This window comes from Streptomyces sparsogenes subsp. cuspidosporus, assembly GCF_039532705.1.
In the GTDB taxonomy this organism is placed as follows: domain Bacteria; phylum Actinomycetota; class Actinomycetes; order Streptomycetales; family Streptomycetaceae; genus Streptomyces; species Streptomyces sparsogenes.
Window position 1 is genome coordinate 1 of sequence record NZ_BAAASD010000022.1, and the last position, 19,242, is coordinate 19,242.

Below are 19,242 nucleotides of genomic sequence, written 5' to 3' on the forward strand. Positions count from 1 at the left end.
CGCGCCCGCCCCGGCCCCCGCTCCTGAGCCCGCCCCCGCGGCTGTTCCCGGACCCGCGGCCGGTCCCGCGGCTGTCCCCGGGCCCGCCCAGGGGGCGGCATGTCGCTGATCACGACCCTGGCCCGGATGGAGGCCGTCCGGGACCGGCGGGCGCGGCCGGTCGCCACGGTCCGCCATCGCCATCTGTCCGACCGGCCGCTGGTCTTCGTGCCGCTGACCACCGCGGGCGAGGCCGGTGCCCCGCTGGGCGCGCTGGTGGGGACCGAGCGGGACGCCCCGCGCCTGCTGGTCGTGGCGCAGCCGCGCGACCGGGACCTGCGGTTCGCGTTCCTGGCCGAGCTGGCGGAGGTGGTGCTCCCGTACGTCGACTCGTACGCGGAGGACGTCGATCTCGAGGAGCGCAAGGAGACCGACCCGGAGACCGGCAAGAAGGTGCCGGTCCAGGTCGAGCTGTGCGCGGACGCCCCACAGCTGCTGGTGCCCAGCGGCGCGGGGGTGGAGTTCGTCCGGCTGCTCGGCCGGTCGATGCGGTTCCGGCGGACGGCGGAGCAGGACCCCGAGACGCCGTTCCCCGCGCCCGCGCGGGTGCCGCTGCTCGGGCGGTGGCTGACGCACTACGGGGAGCGGTCCCGGGTGCCCGGCTCGTGTCTGCTGCAGGCGATGACCGACCTGCTGACCCGGCACTGGGCGACCGGGCAGAGCCATCTGGAGGACCAGCACCTGGGCGCGCTGCTGGCCTGGATCGACCCGCCGGACGGGATGCCGGGGGACGCGGCGGCGCTGCGCGCCGAGTCGGAGCGGGACGCGGACGGGCAGCTGCTCTGCCCGCCCGCCGGACCCGCCACCGACCCGGCCTTCGACAACAAGCTGCTGGCCCCCGCGATGGCCCGGTACGACGCGGCGCGGATGGCGGTCGCGGGCGCCGAGGACGGGGCCCGCGCCGAGCGCCACCTCGCCGAGCTGCACCGCGCGGAAGCCGAGATCCGCGAGCTGATCGCGTCCCAGATGCGGCCCACCTGGGACGCGGTGTGGCGGGGTCTCGACCTGCTGCGCGCCCTCCCCGAGGGGGCGCGGGTGGCCGAGCGGTGGAAGCGGGACCGCTGGTCGTACACCGGGCACCGGGACCGGGTGCGCGCCGGGGAGCCGCCGCAGCCCAGGCTGGACGACGCGGTGACCGCCGCGCAGAAGCTGGCCGCCCGGGAGACGGCGCAGGCGCAGCTGGAGGCGCAGGAGGCGCTGGACGACCCGCTGGTGATGGCGGGGCGGCGGCTGGCCGGGGAGGCGTTCGCGGGAGAGGTGGCCGAGGTGGTCATGGCCTGGTCGGAGACGAAGGTGCCCCGGCCGCGCCCGCTGGTCACGGTCCGCACCGGGGACCGTCCGCACCTGGCCGAGGGCGTGAAGCTGTATCGCGTGCTGCCCGACGGCAGGACGCAGACCGGGGAGTTCGCGGGCTACGCCGAGCCCGCCGATCCGGACGGCCCCGCCGACCCCGCCGATCCGGACAGCCCTGCCGGCCCTGCCGACCCTGCCGACGCTCCGGGCGACGCGAACGGCCCTGCCGGCCCGGGCGACGTACCGGAGGGCGCCGAGGGCGCGCTGGTGGTGCGGCTGACCGGCGGCATGGGGCGGGGCAAGACGCCCGAGCAGGGGTCGGTCCCGGAGCCGGGCGACCGCGTGTGCTGGACCCTGTTCGAGCACGCCCCGCGCGGCGGCCCGGAGCTGCCCGACCCGGAAGCCACACCCTGGACCCACGGCGGCCCGCCCGAGGCGGCCGTGGCGCAAGCCCCCGACCCGGTGACCGAGGAGGACATCCTTTGACCGCCCCCCATCCGGCCACCGGAGGCGCCCCGGCCCCGGGAGGCGCGCCCGGCGCGGCCGCCGACGGCGAGGCGTTCGACCCGGCGGCGGCCGCCGCCCGCGCGACGGAGGCGATCCTGCACGACACGCTCCACGGCCCGCACCGGGGCGTGGTCGTGGACTCCCCGCCCGGCGCGGGCAAGTCGACGCTGGTGGTGCGCGCGGCCCGGGAACTGGCGGCGGCCGGGCGGCCGCTGATGGTGGTCGCGCAGACCAACGCGCAGGTGGACGACCTGGTGGACCGGCTGGCCCGGGAGGACCCGGAGCTGCCCGTGGGGCGGCTGCACAGCAGCGAGCCGCACCCGTACGACCCGGCCCTCGACCAGCACCCCTCGGTGCGCGCCTCGGCCAAGGTCGCCGACCTCGCCGGGCTCGACGTGGTGGTCTCCACGGCCGCGAAGTGGGCGCACATCAAGGGCGTCGAGCCGTGGCGGCACGCCATCGTGGACGAGGCGTACCAGATGCGGTCGGACGCGCTGCTGGCCGTCGCGGGGCTGTTCGAGCGGGCGCTGTTCGTCGGCGACCCGGGGCAGCTGGACCCGTTCAGCGTGGTGGGCGCCGACCAGTGGGCGGGCCTGTCGTACGACCCGTCGGCGAGCGCGGTGAGCACGCTGCTCGCGCACAACCCGCAGCTGCCGCAGCACCGGCTGCCGGTGTCCTGGCGGCTGCCCGCGTCCGCCGCGCCGCTGGTGTCGGACGCCTTCTACCCGTACACCCCGTTCCGCAGCGGTACGGGCCACGGCGACCGGCGGCTGCGCTTCGGCGTCCCCTCCGACGGCTCGGGCCCGGACCGGGTGCTGGACGAGGCGGCCGAGTCGGGGTGGGGGCTGCTGGAGCTGCCCGCCCGGCGGACGCCGCGCACGGACCCGGAGGCGGTGGGGGCCGTGGCCCTGGTGGTGCGGCGGCTGCTGGACCGGGGCGGGGCCGCGGTCAGCGAGCGGTCGGCCGATCCGGTGCCGCTGACGGCGGGCCGGATCGCGGTGGGCACGGCCCACCGCGACCAGGCGGCGGCCGTCCGGGCGGCGCTGGCCGGCCTGGGGGTGGTGGGGGTCACGGTCGACACCGCCAACCGCCTCCAGGGGCGGGAGTTCGATGTGACGGTGGTGCTGCACCCGCTGTCGGGGCGGCCGGACGCGACGGAGTTCCACCTGGAGACCGGCCGGCTGTGCGTGCTGGCGTCCCGGCACCGGCACGCGTGCGTCGTGGTGTGCCGGGCGGGCGTGGCCGAGCTGCTGGACGAGCACCCCTCGACGGAGCCGGTGCAGCTGGGGGTGACGGTGAAGTTCCCTGACGGGTGGGAGGCGAACCACGCGGTCCTGGCCCACCTCGCGGAACACCGCGTCAGCTGGCGGCCGTGACCCCCGCCGGGCGGGCGGCCGTGATCCCCGGGCACGCGGCCCTGCCCCCCGGCAGGCGGCCGTGTCCCCCGCCCGGGCACCTGCCCCGGCTCACTTGGCGGAGCGCCGTGTCAGCCGGCGGCCGTCGGGTATGTCCCAGGCGCTCTTGCCCCCCGCGCGACAATGGGGGGAGAGAACGAGACAGCTCGGCCAGATAAGGCCGTCCGGCGGCGCCGCCGCGGGACGGCCCGAGGACCATCGGGGTCCGACGACTCATGAGGAGAGATCACATGCCCGAGCCGCATCCGGCTCAAGGCCCGCACGGCACCGCGCCCCGGCGGCTGAAACCCGCACCGCTGCTGTTCGAACCCGCCGCGGCCGTCGCGGACGAGGCGCACTTCTTCGACCTGGAGTCGATCGAGGACCCGCGCGAGCTGCTGTCCCGCTCCACGGAGCTGGTGCTCGCCTTCCGCGCCGCCACCGACCGCGCCATGGAGTTCCAGGCGATGGCGGCGGCGCAGCTCGCCGATCCGCGCCGGTTCGACCGGCTGACCCCGGCCGTGATCGCGGAGCGCGCGGAGTGGACCGAGGACTATGCCAAGAAGATGGTCGAGTTCGGCCGCGAGCTGATGCGGGGCGGCGACGCGAAGGAGTGAGCCCGGCGTCTTTCGCCGGACGCGTGGCCGCCGCTGGCCGGTGGCATATGCGGGCGGAAGATACCGCACCCCCCATCGTCACGTACCGGTTTTACCTCATTCCCCTCCGTAGTGTCCTCCACCGGTAAGTGTAGAAACATGAGCAGATGGCCTCGGGACTCACATCACGCCGCCGCCTACGTCACCCCCGCCGGAGCCGACTGGCTGGCCTCGGCCAGCGCCTGCCCCCGTAGCGTGCACACGCTGTGGGCCCAGTCCCCCTCCGTGCCGGTCACCCTGCCGTGCGGCACCGCCTTCGACGTGGTCAGCATGGACGCGCTCTTCGGCCGCCGGGTGGTGAGCCGGTTATGGACCGACGGGCCGGGCACCGGCCCGGTGGCGACGCAGCGCGACCGCGTCATGCTGTTCGCCGCTCCGGGCGCGGCCCGGCGGCTCGGCGCGCTGCTCGGCTGGGAGGAGTGGGCGGCGACCGCGCCGCCGCTGCTCTGCTACGGCTGGGGCGACGCGGTGACCGTCCCGCCCCCGTACCCGCAGGAGACGCCCGCCCCCGCGAGCACCGGCCGGTGGCTGGTCGCCCCTGACGTACGGCGGCCCTGGCTGCCCGGCCCCGAGGCGCTGCTGTGGGCGTGTGTCCGGGCGGCCCGCGCGGCCTCCCAGCTCCTCGACCGCACGCCTGTGACCAGCGCACCCGCCGTTTTTCCGGGCTGAGGGGTATGGATTTTCGCTCCGCCGGATCCGGGTGCTAAGGTCTTCTACGTCAGCAGGCGCCGCTAGCTCAGTTGGTTAGAGCAGCTGACTCTTAATCAGCGGGTCCGGGGTTCGAGTCCCTGGCGGCGCACCGACAGTGGAAGGCCCCCTCGTCACGGCGAGGGGGCCTTTCGCGTGGCGAGGACCGCCACGGCCGAGGGGAACGGGAGACGCGCGATGCCGACGGGAGTAGCCCTCCGCGACGCCCGCGAGCAGCTGTTCGACGCCGCGGAGCGGGTCCTGCTCCGGGACGGGCCGAGCGCGCTGACCAGCCGGGCGGTGACCACCGAGGCGGGCTGCGCCAAGGGGGTCCTGCACCGCCACTTCGCCGATTTCGACGCCTTCCTCGCCGAGCTGGTGCTGGACCGGATCGCCCGGATCGACGACCAGGCCGCCGCGCTGCGCGAGGCCGCCGGGACCGGCACCGTCGCCGACAACCTCACCGGCGCGCTGAGCGACCTCTTCGAATCGGTCGCCGTGGCGATTGTCAGCCTGATCACGTTCCGGGACGACCTGCGCGCCCGGCTGCGGCAGGACAGGCCGACCGGCGTCCCGCTGCTGGCCGAGGCCACGGCGATGATCGCCGCGTATCTGACCGCCGAGCGCGACCTGGGCCGCGTCGCGGCCGACGCCGACGTCGACACGCTCGCCCCCACCCTGATCGGCGCCGGGCACCTGCTGTTCGCCGACCGGCACGGCGCCCCGCCCGGGGCCGGGGCCGTCCGCAAGGCCGTCACCACGGTCGTCGGCGGCGTCCTGCGGGAACCGCCGTCGGCGTGAGGCGGCCGAGACTCTACGAGGCGCCTGCCGGCGTGCGCTCCGCCGCCTCCCGGATCTCGTCCAGAAGCTCCGCCTGACGCAGCACGACGGCCGGGCCGGCCACCGCGTCCTCCCCCTCCGGCGCATCCCCGCCGTCCCTGACGGCCGTGACCGCCGTGACGGCCCGGGCGAAGGCGGCCAGGGTGTTCGTCACCTGGTCGTCGCACTCCACCGGCAGCTCCTCGTCGCGGTCCGCGCGCCGCAGGCGGATCCGGGGGCGGAAGTCGGCGGGCGGGGTGTAGGCCCGCTCGACGGTCAACCGCCCCTCGGTGCCCCACAGTTCGTACCTGGCCACATACGGGTGGTCGAGCCCGAAGGTCAGCTGGGCGGTGACCCCCTGGGGTGTGTGCAGCACGGCGGCGCCGGAGGTGTCCACCCGCCGCCCGGCGCCGTGGCTGAGCACCGCGCCCGCGACCCGCAGGTCCGGGCCCAGGAAGTGCAGCGCCGCGCGCACCGGATACACGCCGACGTCCCACAGCGCGCCGCCGCCGAGAGCCGGGTCGTAGCGGATGTCCGAGTCGTCGAGCCGGGGGATGGCGAACGCGGCGTGCAGGGCGCGCGGTTCGCCGATCGCGCCCTCGGCGAGCGCGGCGCGCACCGCCTCGTGCTGGCGGTGGTGGACGAACATCACGTTCTCCCGCAGCACCAGACCGCGCCCGCGGGCGAGGTCCAGCAGTTCGGCGGTGCGCGCCCGGTCGGTGGTGAGCGGCTTCTCCGCCAGCACGTGCTTGCCCGCGCGCAGCGCCGCCTCCACCCACCGCGCGTGCAGGGCGGCGGGCAGCGGTACGTACACCGCCTCCACCTCCTCCAGCGCCAGCAGCTCCGCGTATCCGGTCACCGGGCGGCAACCGTACTGCCGCGCCGTCTCCACGGCCCTGGCCCCGTCCCGGCTGGCGACCGCCACCAGCTCGGTGCCGGGCGCGGCCGAGATGGCCGGCAGCATCCGGCGCCGCGCGAAGGCGGAGCAGCCCAACACACCTATGCGCAGTTCGGCGTCGCTCATCGGCCGTCCTCTCCCATCGCCGCCAGACAGGCCAGCAGCGTACGCGCCTGGACGTTGACGTAGTGGCCGTGCCGGACCAGAGAGCGCAACTGGGCCGGGGTGGCCCAGCGGTAGCCCGGCGGTGGGTCCAGCGGGGCCCGGTCGGTCTCCACGACCAGGGTGCGGCTCTCCGCGTTCAGGAACCGCCCGCCCTCCTCCGAGTGCACCGCCTCGTAGCGCACCCGGCCGCCCGCGTCCTGGACGAGGTCGAGGAAGGGCGGCCGGTGCTCGGGCGGCAGCCGGTCCCAGTTGCCGGGGGTGCACTGGACGGTGGGGCCCAGCTCGACCGTGTCCAGGAAGCCGCCCTCGACGCGCGCGTGCGCGAGCACGTGCAGGACACCGCCGAACCGTCGCGCCACGAAGGCGGTGATCCCGGCCCCCACCGGCTCGAACAGCGGCTGGGTCCAGCTGCTCACCTCCCGGCTGTCCGCCCGCACCGACACCGCCACGACCTTGAAGTACCTGCCGTCCTCGTGGTCGATGGACATCTCGCCGCGCCGCCAGCCGGGCACGGAGGCGAGCGGGACGCGCTCGGTGCGCAGCGCGCGCCGCGAGCGCTCGCCGGTGAACCAGGACCGCAGCTCGGCGTCGGTGTGCAGCGCCGAGGTGCCGGGGTCGTGGTCCGGCACACAGGACAGCACCGTGCGCGCGTCCATGTTGACGACCAGGTCCCGGTGGAGCAGCGCGTTGATCTGACCGAGGGTCAGCCAGCAGAAGTCGTCCTCCAGCGGGACCTCGTCCAGCGCCTCGACGAGCATGTTGCGGTTGCTCTTGCGGTAGAACCACGAGCCGTGTTCCGACTGGAGGGTGTCGGCGACGATCCGGCCGCGCCCGGGCCGGACGAAGTAGTCCAGGTACTTCACGTCCTGGCCGTTGTGCACCTTGGTGTAGTTGCTGCGGGTCGCCTGCACGGTGGGCGACAGCTGGAGCAGATTGGGGTTGCCCGGCTCCATCTTGGCCTGCATCAGGAAGTGCAGCACCCCGTCGAACTCCTTGGCCAGGATCCCGAGGATGCCCACCTCGGGCTGGACGATGACCGGCTGCTGCCAGCGGGGGTACGGGCCCTCGTCCGTGGCCGCCGACAGTCCCTCGACCGTGAAGAAACGCCCGCTGCGGTGCGCCAGGTCGCCGGTGTCCTCCTGGAACGACCAGCCGTCGAGGCCGGCGAACGGGATGCGGTCCACCGCGAAGTGGTGGGCCCGCCCGCGGGCGGCGAGCCAGCGGCCGAAGTCCTCGGTCCGCAGCTGGGCGCCGTGGCTCTCGGCGGCCGACCGGGCCAGCCGGGCGGTCAGGCCCGGGTCCTCGCGGGGCCGCGGTACGGGGCGGGTCGGCAGGCCGGTGGTCAGCACGGGGCGGCTCCTCGGTACGGGGAGGGGGCGGGCGGTGTGGCCGGGCGCGGTGGTGTGGCCGGTGGCGGTGGTGTGGCCGGTGGCGGGTCGGCCCGGCCCGGGTGGTCCGGGTTCGTCAGCCGGGCCACCGTCTCCTCCGGCCCCGGCAGCGCGAGGATCTCGGCGCGCAGTCCGCGGGCGGCGGCGGTGTACGAGGGCCGCTCCAGCAGCTCCGACAGCGCGGCCAGGACGTGCGCGGCCGAGGTGTCCGCCGTCAGGAGGCGCCCGGCGCCCGCGAGGGCCAGCCGCGCCCCGTTGAGCTGCTGTTCCGGGCGCGGCGCCACGACGAGCTGGGGCACCCCCGCCGCGGCGGCGGCCACCACGGCCGCACCGCCGCCCTGGTGGACCACGGCCCGGCAGCCGTCCGGGGGCCGGAGCGGCGGCCACGCGGCGCCCGGCCCCGCCACCACCTGTACGCCCCGGGCCTCGACCTGGCGCAGCGCGGCGCGTACGGCCTCCGGCGGGCCGTCGGCGTCGTCCCACGCCAGGCGGATCCGCGACACGGCACCGGGCGGCTCGTCGTCCCGGCGGGCGGGGGCGGTTCTCTCGGGGGCGGCGGCGAAGCGGACCGGGGTGCGGCGCACCGGCGCGGGCAGGGCCAGACTGGGCGGGCAGGGGTCGAGCCACAGGTCCGGCTCCCGCGCCGGATCCACGCCGTAGCGCCGCATCAGTCGGGCGTAGCCGGGCAGCGGGGGGCCGTGGAGGTCCTGCCGGTCCAGCCGGAGCACAGCCGCGCTCCCCCACATCTGGCCGACCGCGGGCACCCCGAGCACCGCCGCCGCCACCGTGCCCGCGTACGCGCTCGCGTCGTGCACCACCAGTGCGGGCCGCCAGCAGCGGGCGAAGGCCACCAGGCCCTGGGCCATCGCCTCGGCGATCCGCACCTGTTTGTCGCCGAGCGCGCGGAGCAGGCCGCGCTGCTCCGCGCCCAGCTCGGCGGGGCGCAGCGGCCAGTCGGCGGGCCACCGTCCGCGCAGCCGGGGCGCCGCGCCGGCGGGCCGGGCCGCCTTGGGCAGGGTGCCGACCGGGACGGGCACCAGACCGGTGCGGGCCACGGCCGCCGCACAGCCGGACGGCACCGCGACCCGCACCTGGTGGCCGGCCTCCTCGAACGCCCGCGCGAGCGGCACCATCGGGGTGAGGTGCCCGCCCGAGGACCAGGTGGTGAACAGAACACGCAACGGGACTCCTCCGGAGATGCGAGAGCCGGAAGTTCGAGAACGGCCGGGAGTTTCGGGAGCCGGACGTGCGAGAACAGCCGGAAGTACGAGAACAGCCGGAAGTACGCGAGCGGGGAGCGTGGGAGGAGGAGCGCATCGTGGCTCACCGCCCGCCGGACACCGTCAGCACCTCGCCGGTGATGTTGCCGTTGGCGGCCGAGCACAGGAACAGCAGCGCCTGGGCGATGTCCTGGGGTGTGCTCAGCCGCCCGGTGGGCGTGGCGGCCAGCTCCCGCTCCCGGACCTCGCCCGGCAGCCCGGCGATCACCCGGTCCGTCGTGGTCAGGCCCGGGCACACCACGTTGACCAGCACCCCGTCGCCGCCCAGGTCCCACATCAGGCTCCGGGCCAGGCCGTGCAGCCCGGCCTTCGCGGCGCCGTAGAACTCCTGGCCGCGGGCGCCGGTCAGCGCGTTGTGCGAGGAAACCAGGGCGATCCGGCCCCAGCCGCGCTCGCGCATCCCCGCGACCGCGCACTGGACCGTGCGGATCGCGGGGGCGAGGTTGTCCGAGACGACCGGCAGCCACTCCTCTTCCCGTACGTCCTCGAAACGCTCGCGCGGCCCCCGCCGCGACCCCCACCGCCACGCGTTCGCCACCAGCACGTCCAGCGCGCCCCAGCGCCGCTCCACCGCGGCCACCACCCAGCGGGGCGAGGCCGGGTCGTCCAGCGCGTACGGCACGGCGAAGGCGCGCTCCTCGCCGGCCTCCCCGGCCAGCTCGGCGGCGAACTCCGCGGCCGTCTCGCGCCGGTGGCGGTAGGCCACCGCCACCCGCGCGCCCTGCCCGGCGAAGGCGCGCGCCGCGGCCCGCCCGATACCGCCGGTGGCTCCGGTGACCAGGACCGTACGTCCCTCAAGGCCGAGGTCCATCACGCGCGGGCCGCCACGAACTCGGTGATGCTCGCGATGACGTAGTCCAGCATCTCCTCGGTCAGGCCGGGATAGACCCCGACCCAGAAGGTCCGCTCGGTGATCAGGTCGCTGTTGGTGAGGCCCCCGGAGACCCGGTGGGGCAGCCCGGTGTAGGCCGGGTGGCGGGTGAGGTTGCCCGCGAACAGCAGACGGGTGCCGATCCGCCGGGACTCCAGGAAGTCCACCAGCTCCGCGCGGCCGAACGGGGCGCCCGGCGCCACCGTGATCACGAACCCGAACCAGCTGGGGTCGCTGCGCGGGGTGGCCTCGGGCAGCAGCAGGTGCGGCACGCCGTCCAGGCCCTCGCGCAGCCGCCGCCAGTTGCGGCGGCGCGCCGCGCCGAAGGCGTCGAGCTTGGCCAGCTGGGTCAGCCCGAGCGCCGCCTGGAGGTCGGTGGCCTTCAGGTTGTAACCGACGTGGGAGAAGATGTACTTGTGGTCGTAGCCGGCGGGCAGCGTCCCCATCTGGTAGTCGAAGCGCTTGAGGCACTTGTTGCTCTCGCCCGGCTCGCACCAGCAGTCCCGGCCCCAGTCGCGCAGCGACTCCACGATCCGCGCCAGCGCCAGGTCGGAGGTCAGCACACAGCCGCCCTCCCCCATCGTGATGTGGTGCGCGGGGTAGAAGCTCACGGTGGTCAGGTCGCCGAAGGTGCCGGTGAGCCGGCCGTCGTAGCGGGAGCCCACCGCGTCGCAGTTGTCCTCGATGAGGAACAGCTCGTGCCGCTCGGCGAGTTCCGCCAGCTCCGTGGCAGGGAACGGATTGCCGAGCGCGTGCGCCAGGGCGATGGCGCGGGTGCGCGGGCCGATGGCGTCGGCGACCCGCTCGACCGTGGTGTTGTACGTGCGCAGGTCCACATCGACGAAGACCGGCACCAGCCCGTTCTGCAGGATCGGGTTGACGGTGGTGGGGAAGCCGGCCGCGACGGTGATCACCTCGTCGCCGGGCCGCAGCCGCCGGTCCTCCAGGTGGGGTGAGGTCAGCGCGGCCACGGCCAGCAGGTTCGCCGAGGAGCCGGAGTTCGTCAGATGCGCCTTGCGCAGCCCCAGTTCGCGGGCGAAGGCCGACTCGAACCTGCGGGAGCTGCGCCCAGCCGCGATCCGCATCTCCAGGGCGGCCTCCACCAGCGCCACCCGGTCGTCCTCGTCCAGCACCGCGCCGGACGGCCAGATCTCGGTGACTCCGGGGACGAACGCCCGGCCGGGCTCCCGCTCCACCTCCCGCTCCTGGTGGTATTTGCGGACCTCATCGAGAACAAGCGCCCTGTGGTCGCTCATCGCCACGTCCTTCCTGCCCGTCACCGCTCCGCCCGGCCCTTCCCAACGGACCGGACCCTGCCGCCGCCGGCTCGAACCGTCCTCGACACCCGGTCGGGCGGCAGCCCCGCGGCGACCAGTTGGTCCCGCAGCGACCGGTCGGCGCGGTAGCGCGGGCGCCAGCCCAGCAGCCGCCGCGCCGCGGAGATGTCCATCAGCTGCCAGTCGGCGCCGCCCGGGACCCCCGGGCGGCTCTCCGGGCGGCTCTCCGGGCGGGTGCGGTCCTCCTCCACCAGCGGGACGTCGAGCCCGCTGAGCGCGATCATCCGCTCGACGAGTTCGCGTACCGGCGCCGCGCGCCCCGAGCCGATGTTGACGATCCAGGCGCCGGTCACCGACGGCCGCGGCGCGGTGGCCGCCGCCAGCACGGCCTGACCGACGTCCCGGATGTCCACGAAGTCCCGCCGCGCGTCGAGGGGGGCCAGCCGCAGGGCGGCCGCCCCGGGCCCGCCGCGCGCCGCCTCGGCCAGGTGGCGGGCGACCCGGCCGAGCAGGCTGGCGCTGGGCGCGCCGGGCCCGTGCACGTTGGCGATCCGCAGCACCGTGCCGTCCACCGCGCCGGCCCGCGCCGCGCGCAGCACGGCCTCGGCGCCGAGCAGCTTGGTGCGCCCGTAGGCGGAGCGGGGGGCGCAGGGCAGACCCTCGGTGATCGCGGTGCCGGGCGCCGCCGGCCCGTACTCGTGGACCGTGCCGAGCTGGATCAGCCGCGGCCGCCGCTCCAGCACGGCGACGGCCTCCACCAGGCCGCGCACCAGCCCCGCGTTGGCCGCCGCGAGGTCCTCCTCGGCGCCGCCCCAGGCCAGGCCGGCCGCGTTGACCACGACGTCCGCGCCCGCCCCGGCCAGCACCCCGGCCAGGCGCGCGGAGGGCTCGCGGATCAGGTCCAGGCGGATGTGGCGGCCGCCGGGGACCTCGGCGGCCGGGGCCCGGGAGACGGTGAGCACCCGCGCGCCCTCGGCGTCGAAGACCTCGCCGACCCGGCGACCCAGCGAGCCGGTGCCCCCGAGTACGACGACCGACAGCCCGGCAGCCTGTGACGACCCCATCGGCGTCTCCTCACGGCATTTCGTCATCCGATCACGGCCCCGCCATCGTCCTCGCCGTGACTCGAGTCCTCCTCGACCCGCACCGCCTACCGTCCGGCGGCCATGGAGATCCATGAGACCGCCGTGCCCGACGCCTACCGTGTGGTGCCGCGCCACCACACCGACGCGCGCGGCAGCTTCTTCGAGTCGTACGCGTACGACGAGCTGGCCCGGCGCACGGGCCATGTGTTCGTCCCGCTGCAGGTCAACTACTCGGTGTCGGCGCGCAACACGCTGCGCGGGCTGCACGGGACGCGGCTGCCGCCCGGCCAGGCCAAGTTCGTGTCGTGTGTGCGCGGGGCGCTGCTCGACGTGGTGGTGGACCTGCGGCTGGGGTCGCCGGCCTTCGGCGCGTACGCGACCCATCGGCTCGACGCGCGGGAGGGGACCGCGGTCTACGTCGCCGAGGGCCTCGGCCACGGGTTCGTGGCGCTCACCGACGACGCCTGCGTCAGCTATCTGTGCTCGACGCGGTTCGTCCCCGGCACCCAGATCGACATCCAGCCGCTGGACCCCGCCCTCGGGCTGCCCTGGCACCTCGGGCTCACCGACGAGCCCCTGATCTCGGAGAAGGACGCCCGCGCCCCGTCCCTCGCCGAGGCCGCCGACCAGGGACTGCTGGCCACCTACGACGCCTGCCGCGAGCTCTACGAGCGGCAGCTGCGCGCCGCGGGCGCCACCGGGCCCGCCGCGCCCCCGTCGTCCGCCCCGCCCCTGGTGCCGGCCCCGCCCCCGTCGCCCGCCGCGCCGTCGGCGCAGGCCCTCGCGAAGGCGTCGAGGACCCGCCGGTAGTAGCCGGGGCCGAAGCCCATCCGGGCCGTCTGCGGGACCAGGGCCCGCAGCTTCTCGGTGGAGATGACGTGCTGGGCCCCGGCCTCCCGGTACTCCCGCCGCGCCGTCAGACCCAGCCGTCGCTCCAGGTGGTCGACGATCCGCTCGACCGGAACCGCCTCCCCCGAGGCCACGTTGACCGTCTCGCCCCGCAGGTCCCGGGCCAGCAGCAGGTCGATGACGCGCACCACGTCCACCACGTCGATCAGGTCCCGGGCCGCGCCCCGGTGGATCCGGACCCGGCCCTCCCGCATCTGCCGCACCAGCGCGGGCAGCAGCTGGTGCGGCGGCTGCCCGGGGCCGACCAGATGGCCGAGGCGCAGCACCAGCCAGTCGGCGCCCGAGGCGTGCAACTGCCGCTCCAGGGCCAGCTTGTGCGCCCCGTACGGGGTGCAGGGCACGATCGTGCTGTCCTCCCGGCCGGGGCCGTCCACCGCGCCGTACATCCCGGTGGCGGCGGTGGAGAAGAACAGCAGCCGCCGCCCGGTGGCCCGGCAGTCCCGCGCCACCTCCCGCAGCAGCGCGGCCTCCCGGGCGAAGTCCGCGTCCGAGGTGCCGCTCGCCCAGGACACGCCGGCCGCGAGGACCACCGTGTCCGGGTGCTGATGGGCGATCGGCCGAAGGCTCCGGGCGAGGAAGCCGTTTCCCACAATCTCCATGCCACGTCCTGAGTGAGAGTCGGTGCGGTCGGTGGGTGGGGGTCCGCTCAGCCGCGCACCGGCAGCGGGCCGGGGCTCGTACTCACGGCCAGCTCTTCCAGGTGGGCCACCAGCTCCGAGGGGTGGGGGCCGCGGGCCATCTGGTCCTGGAGCCGCAGGGCCGCCGCCCGGTGGGAGGGGTCGCCCAGCAGCCGCCGGGCGGCCGCGCGGATCGCCGGGACGTCCGCCGTGGCGTTGGGCAGGGCGATGCCCGCGCCGGCGGCCGCGATCCGGGCGGCGATGGTCTCCTGGTCGAGCCCGCAGGGCAGCATCAGGTGCGGCACGCCGGCGGCGAGACCGGTCATGGCGCAGCCCCCGCCGCCGTGGTGGACCACCAGGTCGCAGGAGGGCAGCAGCAGATGGAGCGGGGTGTGCTCCAGCAGCCGCACCCCGGGGGGAAGGGGGCCGAGCCGCGCCCGGTCGGCGCCGGTGACGGTGAGCAGCACCTCGGCGTCCAGCTCCGCGAGCGCCTCGACCACCTTGGGCACGGCGAACGACCCGGGCCCGAAGGTGACGCTCACCGAGGTGCCCCACACCACGCACACCCGGGGCCGCCCGGTTCGGCGCTCGGTCGCCCCGGGGAGCGTCAGCAGCCACGGGGGCATGGCCCCCGGCCCGTTGTAGGGCACGTGGCGCACGGGGAGTCGGCGGGCGGCGGCCAGGGGCGGGGCGGCGCCGGCCGGGCAGGGGTCGATGGCGTACTCGTACGTCTCGCGGCGCAGCGCCCCGACCTCGTAGCGCTGGAAGGCGCGGCTGGTGTCCAGCGGCACCAGGGGCACGCCGCGCACCCGGTCGTCAGGGCCGACCGGGCCCCACAGGTGGAGCAGCGCGGGCACCCCCAGCACCCGCCCCACCAGCGGCCCTTCCAGGCTCAGCAGGTCGTGGGCCACCAGGTGGGGGCGCCACTGGCGGCCGAAGTCCACCGCCGCGTCGGTGGAGCGGTGCGCCATGTCCACCAGCCGCTCGTGGTGGTCCCGCAGCCAGGCGCCGGGTTCGAACTCGTCCAGGGAGGCGACGGGCCGGCCGGTGACGGGGTGCGGGGGAAGCTCCCGGTACGGCCAGCGCCCGCCCTGGGCGGCGGAGTAGTTGAGCAGCCGGGCCATGAAGGCCAGATCGGGCGCGTCGAGGAGGGCGAGCGGGGTGAGCCCGGCCCGGCCGACCGGCTCCGCCTGGCTGGGCGCGCACACCACCCGCACCTCGTGTCCGGCGGCCTGGAGCGCCCAGCCCAGCGGCACCATGGAGAACCAGTGGCCGGGCCAGTTGGACACCACGAACAGCACGCGCAGGGGGGTGTGGGGGTGCCGCATCAGGAGTCGCCTCCCAGGACGTCGGGCCGGGCTGGGTGTTGTGGGCGCGCGGGCTGTTGGGGCCGCGTGGGCAGTGGCGGCCGCGCGGGCTGTTCGGGCCGGGCGGAAGCGGGGGGTCCGACGACGTGCAGCACCGGGCGCAGCCCCAGCGCGGCGAGGGCGTCGCGCGGGCGGTCGGCGGCGGTGCCGCGGGCCGCCGCGTAGCCGTCGGGGCGGATGAGCAGCCAGCCGCCGGGCTCGGTGCCCAGATCGGCCCGCAGCCGCCCGCCCGGGTCGGCCAGCGGCCCCGGCACCCCGGTCGCGGAGGTCGCGGGCACGACGGTGCGCACGCTCAGGTAGCCCCCGTACGCCTCGGCGAGCGCGCAGAGCGACGGGTGCTGGTCGGGGGTTGCGAAGGCGAGCAGGGTCCAACCGGGGCGGGCCAGTTCGGCGGTCAGCTCCCGCCAGCCGGGGCTGCCGGCGGCCCGGCGCGGCCCGACGGTGGCCACGCGCGTGCCCGCCGTCTCCCCGAGGACCGCGGGCCCGGTCCGGTAGGTCAGGTCGAGAGCGGTCATCCCGCCCATGATCCGGCGCTGGAGACGGGCCTTGACCGGCGGCACCGCGCCGACCAGGCCGAAGGCCGCGCGCAGCAGCGCGGCGGCGGTACGGCTCCTGAGTTGCACCAGCGCGGTGGCCAGCCGGGTGGAGCGCAGCAGCCGCTCGCCGACCGGCACCCGCTCGGCGCCGTAGGAGTCCAGCAGCCGGGGGCCGGCCTCGCCGCGGATGACGGCGGCGAGTTTCCAGGCGAGGTTGACCGCGTCCTGGACGCCGGTGTTCATGCCCTGTCCGGAGGCGGGGCTGTGCACATGGGCCGCGTCGCCCGCGACGAACACCCGGCCCGCGCCCATGCGCGGCACCATGCGCTGCTGGATGGCGAACACCGACACCCAGGTGGGGGCGTGCACCCGCGCGGCGCGGCCGGTGCCCGCCCGGATCTTGGCGGCGAACCGGCGCGCCACCGCCGCGTCCTCCGCCTCGCCACCGCCGTACTCGACGTCGGTGGTGTCCAGCAGCCGCCACTTGCCGGGATCGGGGAAGGGCACCATCATCACGGTCCCGGCGCGGGTGCGCATCCAGTGGATGCTGTCGCGCGGCAGGTCGCAGTCGACCTGCGCGTCCGCGATCAGCCAGGTCTCGCTGGAGTCGCCGATCAGGGGCAGGCCGAGCCCCTTGCGCACCGTGCTGTGTCCCCCGTCGCAGCCCACCAGCCATCCGGCGCGCGTCTCGGCCACGCCGCCGTCGGCGTGGCGCAGCCGGGCGCGGACGGCGGTGCCCAGGTCCTCGAACCCGGTCAGCCGCACGCCCCACTCCACCTCGACGCCGTGCCGGGCGCAGGCCCGGCGCAGCACCTCCTCGGTGATCACCTGGTCGACCATGAGGGTGAAGGGGAAGCGGGTGGGCAGCCGGCTGTAGTCGGTGTCGAGCCGGATGAGGCGGCGGCCGTTCTGGTGGAGGGTGAAGTGCTCGACCCGCTGTCCCCTGGCGAGCAGTTCGGCGGCCACGCCCATCTGGTCGTACGTCTCCAGGGTGCGCGCGTGGGTGGCCAGGGCGCGGCTGGTGGCGGCCGGGCCGGGGGCGGCGTCGATCAGGCGCACCCGCACCCCGTGCCGGGCCAGCTCGTGGGCCGTGGTGAGCCCCACGGGCCCGGCGCCGACCACCAGCACCTGGGTGTCGAAGTGGTCCCGCGGGTGGGTGGCCTCCCGGGGCCGCGGGGCGTCCGCGGGGCGGTGCTGCCGCACGGGGCTCATCCGCGCGTCGCCGGGGCTCATCCGCGCGTCGCCCCCTTCGGGTACTTGGCGGCCTTCCACCAGCCGGGGTTGTCGCGGTACCAGGCGACGGTGGCGGCCAGGCCGGTCTCGAAGGGCACGCGCGGCGCGTAGCCCAGCTCCTCGCGGATCTTGGTCTCGTCGAGGGAGTAGCGCAGGTCGTGTCCCTTGCGGTCCGGGACGTGGCGCACCATGCGCGGCTCGGCGCCGCACAGCTCCAGCAGCCGCCGGGTCAGGGCGGCGTTGGTGTACTCGTTTCCCCCGCCCACGTTGTAGACCTCGCCCGCCCGGCCGCCGGTGAGCACGAGGTGGACGGCGCGGCAGTGGTCCTCGACGTGCAGCCACTCGCGCATGTGGGAGCCGTCGCCGTAGAGCGGGACCCGCTTGCCCTCCAGCAGGTTGGTGACGAACAGCGGGATGAGCTTCTCGGGGTGCTGGTAGGGGCCGTAGTTGTTGGAGCACCTGGTGATCGACACGTTGAGACCGTGGGTGCGCCAGCAGGCGCGGGCGATCAGGTCGGAGGCCGCCTTGGAGGCCGCGTAGGGGGTGTTGGGGGCGAGCGGCCACTCCTCGGTCCACGAGCCGTGTTCGATGGAGCCGTAGACCTCGTCGGTGGACACGTGGACGACGCGGGGCACGCGGGCGCGCAGGCAGGCGTCGAGGAGGATCTGGGTGCCGCACGCGTTGGTGGTCACGAAGTCGGCGGCGGCCTCCAGGGAGCGGTCGACGTGCGACTCGGCGGCGAAGTGCACCACCGCGTCGTGCCCGGGCAGCAGGTCGCCGAGCAGCGCGGCGTCGCAGATGTCGCCGCGTACGAAGGTCAGGCGCGGGTCGGCGGCCGGGAGGCTGTCCCGGTGTCCGGCGTAGGTCAGCTTGTCCAGGACGGTGATCCGGGCGTCCTCGCAGCCGGGGTAGCCGTCGGCGAGCAGGGTGCGCACATAGGTCGAGCCGATGAAGCCGGCGCCGCCGGTGACCAGGATCCTCACGCGGCCACCTCGATGCGGGTGTGGTCGCCGACGACGAGCCGGTGGCGGCCGGCGGCGGGGAGGTGGGGGGCGGACGTGGCGGGGGGCGGGGGGAAGGTGCCGATGGCGGCGGAGCGTCCGATGACCGAGCCGTAGAGTCCGCGCACCCGGCACAGGGAGGCGCCGTCCAGCACGATCGAGTCGTCCAGCCGGGTGTCGCGCAGCACGCAGTCGCCGCCGACCGAGGTGTACGGCCCCACGTGGCTGTCCTCCACCAGCGTGCCCGCGCCGATGACGGCCGGCCCCTCGATCCGGGAGCGCACCACCCGGGCGCCGGGCTCGACCACGACCGGGCCGGTGATCTCGCTGGCCTCGTCCACGTCCGCGGCGACCGAGCGGGTGAGGGCGCGCAGCACCTCGCGGTTGCAGTCCAGGACGTCCTCGACGCGGCCGGTGTCCTTCCAGTAGCCCGCGTACTCGCCGGCCCGCACCGTCTCGCCCCGGTCCACCAGCCACTGGAGGGCGTCGGTGATCTCCAGTTCGCCGCGGGCGCTGGGGCTGATGGCGGCGACCGCCTCGTGGATGACGGGGGTGAGGAAATAGACGCCGATCAGCGCCAGGTCCGTACGCGGCCGGGCGGGCTTCTCGACCAGCCGCAGCACCGAGCCGTCCGCCGCCACCTCCGCGACCCCGAACTCCTGCGGGTCGGGAACCTTGTGCACCACCACCTGGGCGGCCGGCCGCCGGGCGCGGAACTCGGCCGCGAGGTCCGCCACCCCTTCGGGGAGCATGTTGTCGCCGAGGTACATCACGAAGTCGTCGTCGCCCAGGAAGTCGCGGGCGATGGCGACGCAGTGGGCCAGCCCGAGCGGCTCGGCCTGCGGGATGTAGGTGATGCGCACGCCGAGGGCCGAACCGTCGCCCAGCGCCCCCGAGATCGCCCGGAGCTGGTTGCCGACGACGATGCCGACGTCCGTGACCCCGATGTCGCGGATCGCCGTCAGGACGTGTTCGAGGACCGGCTTGTTGGCGATGGGGATGAGCTGTTTGGGCATCGAGTAGCTGAACGGGCGCAGGCGGGTCCCCGACCCGCCGGACAGCACGAGAGCCTTCATGTAAGTCCTCCCTTAGCGGACAGCGGGAGCATGTGAGCGCCCGGTCGAGGACCCCTCGAAGACGGGTGAACCCACCCCCGCGTGCCCGGGTGTGCCGGCGTGTCGCGCCGTGTACCGGGCTTCGAGGCCGACTTGAGCCGCCTT

At 75.7% G+C, this 19,242-nt stretch carries 16 protein-coding genes, 1 tRNA gene and 1 pseudogene; 7 read left to right on the top strand and 11 right to left on the bottom strand.

Features of this window, described 5'->3' with window-relative positions; translation table 11 throughout:
- Nucleotides 1-99 precede the first annotated feature (99 nt).
- The 6 genes from ABFY07_RS24055 (at nt 100) to ABFY07_RS24080 (ending at nt 5,377) form a co-directional block, all read left to right on the top strand.
- Nucleotides 100-1,818 carry a hypothetical protein gene (locus tag ABFY07_RS24055; RefSeq protein ID WP_346176478.1) on the top strand — a complete coding sequence of 573 codons (1,719 nt, stop codon included), beginning with the start codon at nt 100-102 and terminating at the stop codon, nt 1,816-1,818.
- Nucleotides 1,815-3,215, top strand: a complete 1,401-nt coding sequence (locus ABFY07_RS24060) for an AAA domain-containing protein (RefSeq protein WP_428836997.1) — start codon at nt 1,815-1,817, stop codon at nt 3,213-3,215. Before ABFY07_RS24055 ends, ABFY07_RS24060 begins: the two co-directional genes overlap by 4 nt.
- 269 nt (nt 3,216-3,484) lie before the next feature.
- Complete coding sequence (locus ABFY07_RS24065) at nt 3,485-3,850, top strand: hypothetical protein (protein ID WP_065959670.1); 366 nt, start codon at nt 3,485-3,487, stop codon at nt 3,848-3,850.
- 138 nt (nt 3,851-3,988) lie between these two features.
- A complete protein-coding gene (locus ABFY07_RS24070; protein WP_346176479.1) occupies nt 3,989-4,558 on the top strand; it encodes a bifunctional DNA primase/polymerase in 570 nt (189 codons plus the stop codon).
- A 56-nt stretch (nt 4,559-4,614) separates the two neighbouring features.
- Nucleotides 4,615-4,688, top strand: a tRNA-Lys gene (locus tag ABFY07_RS24075).
- 86 nt (nt 4,689-4,774) lie between these two features.
- Nucleotides 4,775-5,377 carry a TetR/AcrR family transcriptional regulator gene (locus ABFY07_RS24080; protein WP_346176480.1) on the top strand — a complete coding sequence of 201 codons (603 nt, stop codon included), beginning with the start codon at nt 4,775-4,777 and terminating at the stop codon, nt 5,375-5,377.
- 13 nt (nt 5,378-5,390) lie between these two features.
- Here ABFY07_RS24080 and ABFY07_RS24085 read toward each other — a convergent pair whose 3' ends face one another.
- From ABFY07_RS24085 to ABFY07_RS24110, 6 genes are all read right to left on the bottom strand, one after another.
- Nucleotides 5,391-6,419 (bottom strand): Gfo/Idh/MocA family protein, encoded by a 1,029-nt coding sequence (locus ABFY07_RS24085; RefSeq protein WP_346176481.1) that lies wholly within the window; start codon nt 6,417-6,419, stop codon nt 5,391-5,393.
- A complete protein-coding gene (locus tag ABFY07_RS24090; RefSeq protein ID WP_346176482.1) occupies nt 6,416-7,807 on the bottom strand; it encodes an NDP-hexose 2,3-dehydratase family protein in 1,392 nt (463 codons plus the stop codon). Before ABFY07_RS24090 ends, ABFY07_RS24085 begins: the two co-directional genes overlap by 4 nt.
- Nucleotides 7,801-9,027, bottom strand: coding sequence for a nucleotide disphospho-sugar-binding domain-containing protein (locus tag ABFY07_RS24095; protein ID WP_346176483.1), 1,227 nt, complete (start codon nt 9,025-9,027; stop codon nt 7,801-7,803). Before ABFY07_RS24095 ends, ABFY07_RS24090 begins: the two co-directional genes overlap by 7 nt.
- Nucleotides 9,028-9,169: 142 nt before the next feature.
- Nucleotides 9,170-9,937 carry an SDR family NAD(P)-dependent oxidoreductase gene (locus ABFY07_RS24100; protein WP_346176484.1) on the bottom strand — a complete coding sequence of 256 codons (768 nt, stop codon included), beginning with the start codon at nt 9,935-9,937 and terminating at the stop codon, nt 9,170-9,172.
- Complete coding sequence (gene rfbH, locus ABFY07_RS24105; protein ID WP_346176485.1) at nt 9,937-11,253, bottom strand: lipopolysaccharide biosynthesis protein RfbH; 1,317 nt, start codon at nt 11,251-11,253, stop codon at nt 9,937-9,939. Before rfbH ends, ABFY07_RS24100 begins: the two co-directional genes overlap by 1 nt.
- Before the next feature lie 20 nt (nt 11,254-11,273).
- A complete protein-coding gene (locus ABFY07_RS24110; RefSeq protein ID WP_346176486.1) occupies nt 11,274-12,338 on the bottom strand; it encodes an NAD-dependent epimerase/dehydratase family protein in 1,065 nt (354 codons plus the stop codon).
- A 102-nt stretch (nt 12,339-12,440) separates the two neighbouring features.
- Between ABFY07_RS24110 and ABFY07_RS24115 the strand changes: the two are divergent.
- Nucleotides 12,441-12,965, top strand: a pseudogene (locus tag ABFY07_RS24115) (dTDP-4-dehydrorhamnose 3,5-epimerase family protein); the annotation flags it as partial.
- A 59-nt stretch (nt 12,966-13,024) separates the two neighbouring features.
- Here ABFY07_RS24115 and ABFY07_RS24120 read toward each other — a convergent pair.
- Genes ABFY07_RS24120 through ABFY07_RS24140 form a run of 5 tightly spaced genes read right to left on the bottom strand, consistent with a single transcriptional unit; the run spans nt 13,025 to nt 19,098 of the window.
- The gene (locus ABFY07_RS24120; RefSeq protein WP_346176487.1) at nt 13,025-13,867 is read right to left on the bottom strand and encodes an NAD-dependent epimerase/dehydratase family protein; all 843 of its coding nucleotides are present in this window, start codon (nt 13,865-13,867) and stop codon (nt 13,025-13,027) included.
- 47 nt (nt 13,868-13,914) lie between these two features.
- On the bottom strand, nt 13,915-15,213 hold the full coding sequence (locus ABFY07_RS24125; RefSeq protein ID WP_346176488.1) for a nucleotide disphospho-sugar-binding domain-containing protein: 1,299 nt from the start codon (nt 15,211-15,213) through the stop codon (nt 13,915-13,917).
- Nucleotides 15,213-17,021: an FAD-dependent oxidoreductase gene (locus ABFY07_RS24130; RefSeq protein ID WP_346176489.1), complete on the bottom strand. Its 1,809-nt coding sequence runs from the start codon at nt 17,019-17,021 to the stop codon at nt 15,213-15,215. The genes ABFY07_RS24125 and ABFY07_RS24130 overlap by 1 nt, the downstream gene beginning before the upstream one ends.
- Nucleotides 17,018-18,004, bottom strand: coding sequence for a dTDP-glucose 4,6-dehydratase (gene rfbB, locus ABFY07_RS24135; protein WP_346176490.1), 987 nt, complete (start codon nt 18,002-18,004; stop codon nt 17,018-17,020). The genes ABFY07_RS24130 and rfbB overlap by 4 nt, the downstream gene beginning before the upstream one ends.
- Nucleotides 18,001-19,098, bottom strand: coding sequence for a glucose-1-phosphate thymidylyltransferase (locus ABFY07_RS24140; protein WP_346176491.1), 1,098 nt, complete (start codon nt 19,096-19,098; stop codon nt 18,001-18,003). The genes rfbB and ABFY07_RS24140 overlap by 4 nt, the downstream gene beginning before the upstream one ends.
- Between the last annotated feature and the right edge of the window lie 144 nt (nt 19,099-19,242).